Below are 13,086 nucleotides of genomic sequence, written 5' to 3' on the forward strand. Positions count from 1 at the left end.
TGCTTGAGGTAAACCACCGAGAAGCTGCGCCCCTCGACGTCGCCGCGCGTCACCGTCTGGTCGAAGCCCATGTTGATCCCGGCCGTCTGCAGCTTGAGATCATACTGGTTCGACCAGAACCAAGGGAACGCCTTGTAAGGCTTTGCGTCCCCGCAGATCGCCTTGGCCACGCACGTCGCCATGTCGTTGGCGTTCTGCACCGATTCCACGCGCATCACCGTGGCGCCCGCATAATCGCAGGCGAAGGCCGCACAGTCCCCGATCGCGTAGATGTCCGGCAGCGAGGTGCGGCAGAACTCGTCCACGTCCACGCCGTTCGCCCCAGAGGCGCCCGCCAGGATCAGCGGGCCCACGGCGGGCACGATGCCGATGCCGACGATCACCGCCTCGGCCGGGATGACCTCGCCGTCGACCAGCTTCACGCCGGTCACACGATGCCCGTCGCCCTCGAGACATTCGACCGCAACGCCGGTGCGCAGATCGACGCCGTGATCGCGGTGTTCCTTCTGATAGAATTCGGACAGTTCCTCACCCGCGACGCGCGCCAGCACGCGCGGCAGGGCTTCGAGCAGCACCACGTTCAGCCCCATCTTCGACAGCACCGCCGCCGCCTCGAGCCCGATGTAGCCGCCGCCGATGACGACGATGTTCTTCGTCCCCGCATCGACCTCGGCCATCAGCGTGTCGCAGTCCTCGCGGGTGCGGACCGCGTGGACGCCCGCCAGCTCGGCGCCGCCGCACGACAGGCGCCGCGGATCGCCGCCGGTCGCCCAGACCAGCTTGCCGTAACCGAAGGTCGTGCCGTTCGAGAGCGTCAGTTCCTTCGTCTCGGCGTCCACCTTGGTCACTTCGGTGGAGAGCTTGAAGGTCACCTCCTTCTCGGCCCAGAACGTCGGCGGGCGGATGTAGAGGCGGTCGAAGGTCTTCTCCCGCGCGAAGTATTCCTTCGAAAGCGGCGGCCGCTCGTAAGGATGCTCCGGCTCGCGGCCGATGACGGTGATGGTTCCCGCGAACCCGTTCTGGCGCAGGGCGAGCGCACATTGCGCTCCCCCATGTCCCGCTCCCACGATGACGACGTCTGATTTTTCCATGATGCCTTGCCGATCAGTCCTGAAGGAAGCGCGTCCTGCGGAAATCCGGCAAGTATCGGTTGCCGACGGCAAACCGCACGGCCCCCGATACTTGCCAGTTCCAGCCGTCCCTCACCGGTTAGAAAAGATATCCGATGCCGTGCAGGTAATCGTCGGCATTGATGAGCGTGACGATCTTGCGCCCAATCTGCCACTGGCCGCCTTCGGCCGGTTCGAGATGGTGCTCGACGTCGGCGGCGATCGTGCGCAGCCGCTCGAACTTGTACTCGGCGATCTGCATCGCCGAGCTCACGACGAGAACGTCGCCGTCCCGCTCGAACACGAAGCGCGAGATCGTGCGAACCGTCCGCGCCGGCGGTGAGGCAGACATGGAGAAGCCGCTGCGCAGCCGCTTCACGCGAGCCTCGCGCATTTCGGCGTCATCATAGGCGACGTTGAGCGCATCGGCGTGGTCCTTCACGCCGAACTCGGTGGGAATGATGTAGAGGCCGTCCTGCGACCACAGCGGCAGCCATGCCTTGTAGTCGAGCCGGTCGAGAATCTCGGCCTCGCGCCAGATGAACTGCATGGCGCCGAAGGCTTCGGCGGCATCGACGGTTGCGGTCATCGCCTCGGTGCTCATGCCGTCATCATCCTCTTCCACTGCTGATAGGCGGCACGCATGCCGGTTTCGGCGCTGACGTCGCCTGCATCGTGGCCGGCTTCGGCGACCCCCTCGGGCGCATCGACTCCTCGGTTGACCATGATCCACAGATCATCGCCCGCCGCTGCACCGCGCTGGACGCGCTCCCAGCCCTCGGCGTCGTCAGGCGTGCCGAAGCCCATCGGTCCCTGGAAGTGTTCGTGCAGGCGCAGGCGCATGCGGTTGCCCGCGACAGGGCCCTCATCCATGCCGATGGCGACGTGAGTAATCTCGGTCTCGTCCACGGCCACCGGGCGCAGCACGCGGAAGAACGCCATCGAGCAGGCGACATTGGGGAACAGGTTGAGGTTGAACCCGGTGCCGCCCACCGCGCGCACCACGCGGCGCACGGTCGCGTCGTCGTGGCCTTCGGCCACCAGTTCGGCCGCCAGGTCGGCGAAGCGATCGGGGATCGGTGCGTCGAGATTGTCCTCAAGGTCGATGAGATCGGGGATCATCACCATGACGGAGTGGCCGTTGCCGAGGTTCTCGACCCAGCCGCCATGACCCAGCACGTCGAAGATGTTCTCGGTCTCCGCATCGAGGCTGTCGAGGAAGGTCTTGTGGACGATCGGGAAGTGGTAGGCGTCGGTCGTGTTCTCGAGCTGGATCTTCCAGTTTCCGGGAAAGCGGAACTTGTGTTCGCCCAGCGTCTTCACGCCGAAGCCCGCCCCCTGCTTCATGAACAGATCGATCCACTTCTTCGCGGGGCCGAGGAATTCGGCGAGCGGCTCGATGTCATCCTTGAAGGTGGCGAAAATCATGCCGTTGTAAGTTTCGACGCGCAGCGAGACGAGGCTCAACTCCGCCTTTTCCGGCTCGCTCTGGTAACCCGAGGCGTGCGGCACCTTGCGCAGCGCGCCGTCCACGCCGTAGCTCCAGCCGTGGTAAGGGCAGACGAAGACGCTCGACTTGCCCTTCTTCTTCTCGCACACACTGGCGGCGCGGTGGCGGCAGCGGTTGAGCAGGACGTGGATGGTGTCCGTCTTGTCGCGCGTGACGATGACCGGCTGGTCACCGACCCACGAGGTCTTGAAGGTGTTGGCCTTGGGCACGTCGCTTTCATGCGCGACCCAGACCCAGGTGTTCCGGAAGATCCGGTCCAGCTCCTGATCGAAGATCGCCGGATCCTTGTAGAGCGAGGTATGGACGCGGTCGTCGCGGACGAGGTGCCCGCAGTCGATCGCGACGCCGCCCCGGGAGGTCGTCGTGGTCATGGATTTTCCCTTGTTATGAAGGCCCGCAGACCGCGATTGCGATCGGCGGGCCTCTATCTTCGAACTCAGCTTGCGGCGGTGAGCCGCTTCTCGATTTCGCGCGCGCAGGCGCAAAGCCGGGCGTCGCCGTTCATGCGGCCGACGATCTGGAGACCGACCGGCAGCCCGCGATCGGACAGCAGCGGCAGCGTCACAGCCGGGTGGCCGGACAAGTTGAAGGGGCGTACCAGCCGGGTGAGCGGTACGCAGGTGCGCGGGTCGGCGGCTTCCTCGATCGTCGGTGGGACCACCGGCAGGGTCGGCAGAAGCAGCACGTCGAACCGATCGAGCAGTGCATCGATCTCGGCGGCGAACCGGGCGCGGATGGCTTCGGCTTGGATCAGGTCTTCGGGGCGTACCATGCTGCCCGCGCGAACCCGGGCGCGTACGTCCTCGCCCATGCCCGGGTGATCGACATGCTCGCCGATCGCGGTCCAGGTTTCGGCGCCCATGACCGTGATTCCCGCTGTGAAGGCATCCACGAACGAATTCGCGCGGCACGTCTCGACGTCGCCCAAGCGGGTCATGGCCGTCGCGAACGCCGCGCGCACTTCGCCGTCCGCCTCGACGTCGAGCACGCCGATCCGCAGCGCGGCAGGGGCTTCCTCGGTCGGCCACTGTTCGACGATCGTGGCCATGGTGCGCTCGACGTCGTCGATTTTCGTGGCGAAGACGCCGACGCAGTCCAGCGTACTCTCGCGCGGATGAGCGCCCTCGCGGCTGACGAGACCGAAGCTGGGCTTGAAGCCGACCAGCCCGCAGCAGGCGGCGGGCATGCGGACCGAGCCGCCGGTGTCAGTACCGATCGCGATATCGGCGATGCCCGCCGCCACGCCCACGGCCGAGCCGCTCGATGAGCCGCCGGGAATGCGATCGGGCCAGCGAGGATTGACGGGCGTGCCCGCCCAGGCATTGGCGCCGGTCACGCCGAATGCGAATTCGTGCATGTTGGCCTTGCCCACGATCGTCAGCGAATCGTCCCGGCGCAGGCGCCGGACAACCTCGGCGTCAACGGCTGCCGGCGCGGTATCCGCCATGACCGCGCTGCCCTGGAACGTCGGGTAGCCCGCGATGTCGAGGCAATCCTTGACCAGCACGCGCACCGGGCCGTCGCCGATATCGAGTTTCCGCGCGACGGCACCAAATTCGTCGGTCACTTGTCTTCACTCCTCAGGCCAAGTTCATCGAAGGGGTTAAGCGCGACGAAGCGCAGCCGCGCGTTCTCGATGAAGCTGAGCATCTGTTCGTAGACGTAGAGCGAGTCGCGGCGGCGGAAGCCCGCCAGCAGCGTGCTGGCGATCGTCACCGAGATCGCCCGCGTCTCCTTGTCGTGCAAGGTGGCCAGGCGGACCGCGTTGACCTGATCGAAGTGCCTGTGGATCATCGCCACTAGGCGCACGTTGGGCACCACCGCCAGCCAAGCCTCGCGAAACGCGACGTTGGCGTTGAACAGCGCCATCATGTCGTCTTTCTCGTAGGCTTTCTGCGCGTCCGCGAATGCAGCCTCGAGCGTGGCCAAGCTCTCCGGGGTCATCTCGACCACAGCCATTGCCGCCGCGCGAGGCTCGAGCATCTTGCGGATCTCGAAGATCTCCAGAATGTCCGCGTTGCTCGGCGTCGGCAGCCTAAAGCCTCTGGTCGAGCCCACAAGGTAACCTTCGTGGACCAGCCGCAGCAGGGCTTCGCGAGCCGGCATGCGCGACATGCCCAGTTCCGCGGCAAGCGCCTTGTCCACGATGCGGTCGCCGGGGGCGATCAATCCCAGGCGCAGGCGGCCGAGAACCTCGGCGTAGGCCTCTTCGGCATTGCTGCCTTTTTCAGCATCTTCGGAGAGGAAAGCGGTCATGAACACCTCGCGCTAAGTGCATACACTTTACGCACGTATATTTCATCATGCAACCATATTTGACGCATTTATACATTTTTGGTTTGACATGGATCAATTTTCGAATGAGAACGGTATGCAGATATCGCGCTATCGCAACGAGTGGCGCAAGCGAATCGAAGCCCTTCAACGGCCGCGACTATGACCATGGCGAAACGCGCATGCCCGGTGGCGTGTGCGTTGGCTTCGGGCTGCGGTGGCTGGGCGAAGTTCAGGGACAATGCGCTTATGCAAGTCGATCCAATCCCATCGGCATTTTCGCCTCAGGCTGCTGCGTCGGTGCAAACGCGCGGTGCCTGGGTCATCGTCGGGCTGCTGACGCTGGTATACCTGCTGTCGTATGTGGATCGGCAAATCCTTGCGCTGCTGATCGAACCGATCAAGGCCGACCTCCAGATCGACGACTTGCGCTTCAGTTTCCTGACGGGGCTGGCGTTCTCCGTGTTCTTCGCCGTCGCCGGAGTGCCGCTGGGCTGGGCCTCGGATACCTTTCGCCGCAACCGGGTCATCGGAGCGGGCATCCTGTGCTGGAGCCTGGCGACGATCGCGTCGGGGCTGGCAGACAGCTACGGCCACATCTTCATCGCGCGCATCCTTGTCGGCGTCGGCGAAGCCGCGCTGACGCCTGCGGCCTATTCGCTGATCGCCGATATCGTCGCGCCCGCCATGTTGGGCCGCGCGATCGCGTTGTTTTCCATGGGCTCCCAGTTCGGCGCGGCGACGGCCTACCTGCTTGGTGGCGGGCTGGTCGCGATGCTGTCGCGCCCCGGCGCAGACCTGCCGCTGTTCGGCGATCTGGCCGTCTGGAAGCAGATGTTCGTGATCGTCGGCCTGCCGGGCCTCGTGCTTGCGCCGGTGATCCTCTTCGGGGTGCGCGATCCGCGCCGCAATACGGCGGCAGATCGCGTGTCATTGGCAGCAGCCTGGGCACAGCTCAAGCCGCAGCGCGCCTTCCTCGTGCGGCACTACTGCGGGTTCACCGCGCTTGCGGCGGCATTCTTCTCGATCATGGCGTGGCTGCCGGCGATGCTGGGGCGTCGGCTCGGACTGGATGCCGCGCATTTGGGGCTGACCGCGGGCGCGCTCGTCCTGGTCTGTTGCCCGCTGGGGACGTTGACCGCAGGCTGGCTGGCCGATCGCCTGTCCGCCGCCTATGGGCGCAGTGCGCCTCTGCGGGCGGCGATCATCGGCATGCTGGTCATGGTGCCCGCGATGGTGATCATCGCCGTCGCCGGGAGCGGGCCGATGCTGATGCTCGGTACGGCGATGGCGCTGTTCGTTGCGCCCTGGCCGCTCGTCCATGCATCGCAGTCGTTGCAGACCAGCGTGCCGCCGCGTGTCAGAGCGCAGATTACCGCGCTGTTCCTGCTCATCGCCAACCTCATCGGCCAGACCGGCGGGGTGAGCCTGGTAGCGCTGCTGACCGACAAGGTCCTGCGTGATCCGGCAAAAGTCCACCTGTCGCTGGCAGCGGTGTGCATCGTCGCCATGCTGTTGGCCTGGCAGCCCTTGCGCAGCGCCGCCGCGCTCGTCCGGGAGGCGCGTGATGTCTGAATCGTCCGGGACCGATGCCGCCATCGGGCAGATTTGCGAATTGCAGGCCGAGCTGAACCAGCTTCGCGCGGACGTGGCGCTGCTCCAGGCCGAGGCCGGAGCGCGCCGCACGCTGGGCCGCTACATGCGCCTGTGCGACGTGCCACGCCTCATGGCCGGGGCGAGCGAGGAGGAGCGGGCCCGGGCCATCGCGGCGCTGTTCACGCCCGATGCGATCTGGGAAGGCGTGGGCGGTGCGCATGGCGCGCAGTTCGGCAGCCGGGTCGGGCGCGAGGCGATCGCCGCGCATTTCTTGAACTTCTATACGCAGCGCGAACCCGTGCAGGTCTTCAATACGCATTACCTGTGCACCGAAAGCCTCGAGGCCACGGGCGACAGGGTCACCGGCGACTGGGTCCAGTTCCAGCCCTGGGTCGATGCCGCAGGCGGCTCGCTGCTGCGCTCCAGCCGCCTCAACGTCGCGTTCGAGCAGGTCGGCGGCGAATGGCTGATCGCGCACTATCGCACCGAAAATCTCTTCATCGCCGCTCTGCCGGACAACTGGTGGAGTTCACTCATCGCAAGGCCCGCGCTGGAAATATCCGGCGCAGGCTGACCACCGCCGAAACCGAATTTGCCGCAGGAACTATCGTGCCGGGAGAAGCAAGATGCTCGCCGGTGCTCCCATTCACTTTACCATGAGGGTTACCATGACGAAGGCTGCATTGTATCTGCGAGGCACGTTCCTTGCCACGTCTCTGATGTTCACGCTGCCCGCCAGCGCGCAGGAAGCGCCCGCTGCGGCCGACGAGCAGGCCGGCGGTGACATCATCGTCACGGCCCAGAAGCGCCCCGAACTGCTGTCGAAGGCGCCGCTGTCGATCAGCGCGGCGACCGGCGACCAGCTCAAGAGCGCGGGCATCACCGATGCCTCGAACCTTGCGACCGTCATTCCGACCGTGCGCATCGATCAGGCGAATGGCCTGCAGGTGACCATCCGCGGCGTATCGAGCGCCGATGGCACCGAAAAGGGCGATCCTTCGGCAGCCTTCATGCTCAACGGCGTCTATGTGGCTCGCCCGCAGATGCTTTCGGGTGCATTCTACGACATCGGCCGCGTCGAGGTCCTGCGCGGACCGCAGGGCACGCTCTACGGCCGCAACGCGACGGCGGGCGTGGTCAACATCATCGCCAACCGTCCCTCGACCGACAAGTTCGCGGCGGCGGTCAATGCCGAATACGGGAACTACGATACCTACCGCGTCGATGCGATGGTCAACGTCCCGCTGAGCGACCGCATCGCCGTGCGCGCCGCAGGCGCCTACAACAAGCATGACAGCTACCTGATCGCGGGAACCGGCGTCGGCGACCACAAGCTCGGCCAGGACCAGGACGAATATGCCGGCCGCCTCAGCGTTGATGCCAAGTTCGGCAGCGACGACCAGGGCGAGCTGTATATCGTGGGTGACTACACCCATCAGGGCGGCGCGGGCACGCAGGCTGTCACCATGGCCAACTTCTACGGCGGGGCCACCACGACCAGCCCGGTCTACCTGCATCCCTCGTCGAGCGAGGCGCGCACGGTCAATTATCCGGTCGTCAGCGACCCCTATCAGGACAATAAGATCTACGGCGTCACGGCCGAAGCGAAGTGGGATTTCGGTCCGGTGAACCTGACGTATCTCGGTTCCTACCGCATCTTCGACCAGGACCAGCGCAGCACTTACGTCAACTACAACGCGAACCGCTACGCCGAGCAGTACCAGTACACCAAGAACAAGTCGAATTCGCAGGAACTGCGCCTCGCCACTTCCGGCGACGGACCGCTGACGGCAGTTGCGGGCCTTTACTACTTCAAGGAGAAGTCCGACTACGCGGACACGGTTCTGCATGGCTATGCGGGCTTCCCGCTCTACACCTTCCAGCAGGGGCCGGTCGAAGCGGAATCGAAGGCGGCCTTCGGCCAGGCGACTTACGAGGTGGTCAAGGGGCTGCGCCTGACCGGCGGCCTGCGCTATTCGCACGATCAGAAATCGCGCCTAGGTGCGACGATCTACGATCGCAGTTCCTCGGTCATCGGCGCGGACACCAATGTCCTCTCGTCGATCAACGATGCCGCGCGCACGGACTCCAAGCTGACCTGGAAGGCCGGCGCGGAATACGATGTCACGCCGGACATCCTGACGTACGGCACCGTATCGACCGGCTACAAGGCCGGCGGCTTCAACGACGGCTGCGCGGCCGGTTCGCCGGGCTGCACCAGCCCGGTGGTCAACCTGTACTACAACCCGGAAGAACTGACCGCCTACGAGGTCGGCGTGAAGGGCAAGGCTCTGAACCGCATGATCACGTTCAGCCTCGCGGGCTTTTATTATGACTACACCAACATGCAGCTGAGTTCGCCGGGCCTGATCGGCCTGACGACGCTCAATGCCGGCAAGGCGACGATCAAGGGCATCGAGACGCAGTTCACACTGACCCCGACCTCGCAGGATCGCGTCGATCTGTCGATCAACTACCTCGATGGGCACTATACGGAGTATCGTCCCACCACGACGGTCGATTTCGCCGGGCGTCCGCTCGACAACTCGCCCAACTGGGTGGTGACGGCGGGCTACACGCACACGTTCCCGCTCGGCAACGGTGGCGACATTGCGGCGCATGTCGATACGATGATCAGCGATGACTACTATGTCACCTATTTCGGCAATGGAACGCAGTTCCGTAACCCGAGCTATATGAAGAGCAACGCGAACATCGCGTACAATGCGCCCGATGATGCGTACTATATCAGCGCTTTCATCAAGAACATCGAGAACTCGGTGCAGTTCTCGGGCTATGGCGCGGGCCGTGTCTATGTCTCGCAGCCGCGGGTCTACGGTGTTCGGGCAGGCATGAAGTTCTGACCGAACGACGGCGCCCGGAGCATTCTCCACCCAACCCGGGCGCCGTCACGCCTTTGCAGACCAGAGAGTACCCAACCGTCATGCTCAACCGGCGTCATTGTCTGATCGCGATCGGCAAAGCCGCATTTGCGGCGGGGTTGCCTCTGCCTGCCATGGCGGCTCCCCCGCATTTCTTCGGGACTGGCGGGGCAAAGCTCGGTCTCCAGTTGTTCATGCTGGACGCACAGGTCGGGACCGATCTCGAAGGTACGCTGAGGGCCGTGGCGAGCATGGGTTACCGCGAAGTGGAGATAGCAAATCTCTATGGCCGCTCGGGCGGTACGATCGCGGCGATGCTGCGGGCCGCGGGCCTTTCGTGCCCCAGCATCCACGTGCAGGGGCGCAGTCGCGGCGACGATGCTCCCAGCTTCGACGGTCCGCTCGGCGCTCTGGTTGGCGATGCGCAGGCCATCGGCGCCCGTACCTTGACGCTGGCCTCGTTTCGATTTCCCGACGACGCTCCGGCGAGGCTCCCTGACGAGCGTTTGCGTCGATACGTGGCACGCATCGGCAACCTGATGGATGCTGATGCGTGGCGCCGCAATGCCGACTTCCTCAACCGGACCGGCGCGATGCTCGTACGCGAGGGCTTGCGCATCGGCTATCACAACCACAACGCCGAATTCGCGCCGCTGCGCGAAGGCGGTTGCGGGATGGACATCCTGCTGGGCGAAACCGATCCGGCCTGCGTCGATTTCGAACTGGACGTGGGATGGGTCGCGGCGGCCGCGCGTGACCCGATAGCGTTGCTGCGCGCGCATCCGGGGCGTTTCACCCAGCTTCATGTCAAGGACGTGGCCGCCGCCGCCGCCCCCGATTATGCCTTCGTTCAGAAGTCCGCGCCGCTCGGCCATGGTGTGCTGGACTGGCAAGCGATCCTGCCTGTCGCCCGAAAGGCAGGCGCTACGCATTATTTCTTCGAACAAGATCCACCGTACGATGAAGATCCCGCCGGAATCGCGGCGCGTGCCCATTCGTATCTGGCTGCCTTGCCGGCCTGACGCCAAGTCATCATTCCATAGGAAGATCCCGATGCCCATGACCTCCAGATCCCGATCGCCGCGCCGCGCCGCCGCGTTGCTGCTCGCCTCGGCGCTCGCAAGCCCGATCGGGATCATGCCTGCGGCGGCCCAGACCGTCGCCGCGACTGCCGCCCCTTCGGAGCAGGAGATCGCCGCGCGGGTGAAAAGTCTGCTGGGCGAACTGACGCTGGAGGAGAAAGTGTCGCTTCTCGCTGGTGGATCGCGCATTGCGACCGCCGCGGTGCCGCGTCTGGGCATTCCGGCCGTGCGCATGGCCGATGGCCCCAATGGTATCCGCGCCAACGAAACATACAAAGCCACCTCGTTCCCGGCCAGTTCCGCGATGGCGGCTACCTGGAACCCCGCGATGGCAAGCCGGGTGGGTGAAGCCATCGGAGAGGAAGCTCGCGCGCTCGACTATTCGATCGTCCAGGGCCCCGGCCTCAACATCCAGCGCGTGCCGGTGGGTGGTCGCAACTTCGAGTATTATTCCGAGGACCCCTACCTCAGCGGCCGCATGGCGGTGGGCTGGGTCAAGGGCCTCCAGTCCACCGGCGTCATGGCCACCGCCAAGCATTTGGCGGTGAACAACCAAGAAACCGATCGCCAGACCGTCAACGTCATCGTCTCGCAGCGCGCGCTGCGCGAGGTCTATCTCCCCGGCTTCGAGGCGGTGGTGAAGGAAACCGACCCGGGGCTGGTGATGGCGGCCTACAACAAGGTCAACGGCTTCTATTCGACCGAGAACAAGTGGCTCCTGCGCGATGTCCTCAAGGGCGACTGGCACTATCCGGGCGTCGTCATCTCGGACTGGGGCGCAACCCATTCCACCGCGCCTGCCATCAATGCCGGACTGGACTTCGAGATGCCCGCGCCGGCCAAGTTCTTCGGCAAGGACATGGCCGCGGCGGTGCGGCGCGGTGACGTGTCCCTGGCGACGCTCGACGATTCGGTGTCGCGCATGTTGCGCCTGATCATTCGCTCGGGCCGGATGGACGGCTGGACACTGCGGCCGCAGGACAAGGTGGATAGCGCAGAACACCGCGCCACCTCGCTGGCGGCGGCCGAGCAGGCGATTACCCTCCTCAAGAACGACGGCAATGCGTTGCCGCTCGATCCGGCGAAGATCCGGCGGATCGCGGTGATCGGCCCGAACGCGGACGCGCGCATGATCCAGGGCGGCGGCAGTTCCGAAGTCACCGCCATCCGCGTCACCACGCCGCTGGAAGGGCTGAGGGCGGCGCTGCCCAAGACCCGGATCGATCACGCCATCGGCGTCACCAACGATCGCTTCGCGGCGATGGCCGACCCGCGCATGTTCTCGACCACCGCCGACCGCCACGAACAGGGGTTGACGCAGAAGCTGTGGACCAGCGGCAGCATGGACGGCGCCCCGGTGCGCACGATGACCGACGATGTCTTCATGCGTTTCTACTTCGGCCCGGAACTGTCGGAGGACGCCGGGAACAAGGTCGTCATGCAGTGGACGGGCTACTTCTGGCCGCCCACCACCGGCGACTATGATTTCAGCATGATCGACCGGGGCAACACCAGCGTGTGGGTGGACGGCAAGCCGGTCATCGCGCCGTCGCAGCCCAACTCGCCCTCGCCGCTGTTCGGCGGCTTCGGCTGGCGGGAGCGGCGGACCAGCGTGCATCTGGAGGCCGGCCGCGCCTATCCGTTCCGCATGGACTTCATGCCCGCGCGGCACTGGAACCTGGCCTATCGCTTGGGCATCCAGCAGCCGGTCGGCTCCATCGCGCAGGCGGTCGAGGCGGCGAAGGGCGCGGATGCGGCGATCGTGTTCGTCGGCAGCTCGGTGACCTCTGAAAGCGAGGAGGCCGATCGTCCCAACCTGAAGCTCTACGGCGAGCAGGACAAGCTGGTCGAAGCGGTCGCGGCCGCGAACCCGCGCACCATCGTCGTGCTCAACACCGGCGGGCCGGTCGAGATGCCGTGGAAGGACAAGGTCTCGGCCATTGTCGAGGGCTGGTTCCTGGGCGGCGAGGTCGGCAACGCAGAAGCGAACGTGCTGACCGGCCGCACCAACCCATCGGGGAAACTGCCAGTCACGTTCCCCAAGCGGATCGAGGACAACCCGACCTTCGCCACTTTCCCGGGCAAGAACCTCGAAGCGCATTACAGCGAGGACCTGCTGGTCGGCTATCGCTGGTACGACGAGAAGGCGATCGAGCCGCTGTTCCCCTTCGGCCACGGCCTGTCCTACACCAGTTTCGCCTATGGCGGCATGAAGCTGGCCAAGGCAGACAAGGGCTGGCGGGTCAGCTTCACCGTGCGCAACACGGGCAAGGTTGCGGGCGCGGAAATCGCGCAGCTCTACCTCGCGTTCCCGCAGGCCGCCGGCGAGCCGCAGCGCCAGCTGAAGCGCTTCGAGCGCGTCGAGCTGAAGCCCCGCCAGACCCAGCGCATCTCGTTCGATCTGACGGACGCCGACTTGCGGATATGGGATACTGCGGCGAACGACTGGAAGGTCGAGAACGGGACCTACAAGGCCTTCGTCGGCGGATCGTCGCGCGTGCTGCCGCTTTCGGTGCAGTGGACGCGTTGAGCGTGGCAGCCCTCGCGCAGGTTCGCAGCATCGCCGCCGCGCTCATCGATGCGCGGCGGCGGCAGGTAGCCCTGCCGCTGTTTCCGGAGGCCGTGCCGGACAC

10 protein-coding genes are annotated in these 13,086 nt (G+C 65.4%); 5 read left to right on the plus strand and 5 right to left on the minus strand.

Translation table 11 applies throughout. The annotated features are described in order from the left end of the window. The 5 genes from ACYPYD_RS11730 to ACYPYD_RS11750 form a co-directional block, all read right to left on the minus strand. On the minus strand, positions 1-1,091 hold a 1,091-nt coding region (locus ACYPYD_RS11730; protein ID WP_459663288.1), incomplete at its 3' end, for an NAD(P)/FAD-dependent oxidoreductase. Positions 1,092-1,209: 118 nt separating this feature from the next. Next, positions 1,210-1,713, minus strand: coding sequence for an aromatic-ring-hydroxylating dioxygenase subunit beta (locus ACYPYD_RS11735; RefSeq protein ID WP_459663290.1), 504 nt, complete (start codon positions 1,711-1,713; stop codon positions 1,210-1,212). Beyond that, the gene (locus ACYPYD_RS11740) at positions 1,710-2,990 is read right to left on the minus strand and encodes an aromatic ring-hydroxylating oxygenase subunit alpha (RefSeq protein ID WP_459663292.1); all 1,281 of its coding nucleotides are present in this window, start codon (positions 2,988-2,990) and stop codon (positions 1,710-1,712) included. The genes ACYPYD_RS11735 and ACYPYD_RS11740 overlap by 4 nt, the downstream gene beginning before the upstream one ends. Positions 2,991-3,055: 65 nt before the next feature. Next, on the minus strand, positions 3,056-4,186 hold the full coding sequence (locus ACYPYD_RS11745) for an amidase (RefSeq protein ID WP_459663294.1): 1,131 nt from the start codon (positions 4,184-4,186) through the stop codon (positions 3,056-3,058). Beyond that, entirely contained in the window at positions 4,183-4,875 is a 693-nt protein-coding gene (locus tag ACYPYD_RS11750; RefSeq protein ID WP_459663296.1) for a GntR family transcriptional regulator, read from the minus strand. The genes ACYPYD_RS11745 and ACYPYD_RS11750 overlap by 4 nt, the downstream gene beginning before the upstream one ends. A 318-nt stretch (positions 4,876-5,193) precedes the next feature. Here ACYPYD_RS11750 and ACYPYD_RS11755 point away from each other — a divergent pair, with 318 nt between their 5' ends. The 5 genes from ACYPYD_RS11755 (at position 5,194) to ACYPYD_RS11775 (ending at position 12,983) form a co-directional block, all read left to right on the plus strand. After that, the gene (locus ACYPYD_RS11755; protein WP_459663297.1) at positions 5,194-6,468 is read left to right on the plus strand and encodes a spinster family MFS transporter; all 1,275 of its coding nucleotides are present in this window, start codon (positions 5,194-5,196) and stop codon (positions 6,466-6,468) included. Continuing rightward, entirely contained in the window at positions 6,461-7,063 is a 603-nt protein-coding gene (locus tag ACYPYD_RS11760; protein ID WP_459663299.1) for a nuclear transport factor 2 family protein, read from the plus strand. The genes ACYPYD_RS11755 and ACYPYD_RS11760 overlap by 8 nt, the downstream gene beginning before the upstream one ends. Before the next feature lie 94 nt (positions 7,064-7,157). Then, positions 7,158-9,353, plus strand: a complete 2,196-nt coding sequence (locus tag ACYPYD_RS11765) for a TonB-dependent receptor (protein WP_459663301.1) — start codon at positions 7,158-7,160, stop codon at positions 9,351-9,353. 152 nt (positions 9,354-9,505) lie between these two features. Beyond that, positions 9,506-10,393: a sugar phosphate isomerase/epimerase family protein gene (locus ACYPYD_RS11770; RefSeq protein ID WP_459663303.1), complete on the plus strand. Its 888-nt coding sequence runs from the start codon at positions 9,506-9,508 to the stop codon at positions 10,391-10,393. Positions 10,394-10,430: 37 nt separating this feature from the next. Then, positions 10,431-12,983 carry a beta-glucosidase H gene (locus tag ACYPYD_RS11775; protein WP_459663305.1) on the plus strand — a complete coding sequence of 851 codons (2,553 nt, stop codon included), beginning with the start codon at positions 10,431-10,433 and terminating at the stop codon, positions 12,981-12,983. Positions 12,984-13,086: the final 103 nt, after the last annotated feature.

The sequence above is a fragment of the Novosphingobium sp. 11B genome, from assembly GCF_054589055.1.

Bases quoted from the DNA above. Each gene is read 5' to 3' on its own strand.
- ACYPYD_RS11735 (WP_459663290.1), bottom strand. From the start codon at position 1,713: ATGAGCACCGAGGCGATGACCGCAACCGTCGATGCCGCCGAAGCCTTC.
- ACYPYD_RS11740 (WP_459663292.1), bottom strand. From the start codon at position 2,990: ATGACCACGACGACCTCCCGGGGCGGCGTCGCGATCGACTGCGGGCAC.
- ACYPYD_RS11750 (WP_459663296.1), bottom strand. From the start codon at position 4,875: ATGACCGCTTTCCTCTCCGAAGATGCTGAAAAAGGCAGCAATGCCGAA.
- ACYPYD_RS11760 (WP_459663299.1), top strand. From the start codon at position 6,461: ATGTCTGAATCGTCCGGGACCGATGCCGCCATCGGGCAGATTTGCGAA.
- ACYPYD_RS11765 (WP_459663301.1), top strand. From the start codon at position 7,158: ATGACGAAGGCTGCATTGTATCTGCGAGGCACGTTCCTTGCCACGTCT.
- ACYPYD_RS11770 (WP_459663303.1), top strand. From the start codon at position 9,506: ATGGCGGCTCCCCCGCATTTCTTCGGGACTGGCGGGGCAAAGCTCGGT.
- ACYPYD_RS11775 (WP_459663305.1), top strand. From the start codon at position 10,431: ATGACCTCCAGATCCCGATCGCCGCGCCGCGCCGCCGCGTTGCTGCTC.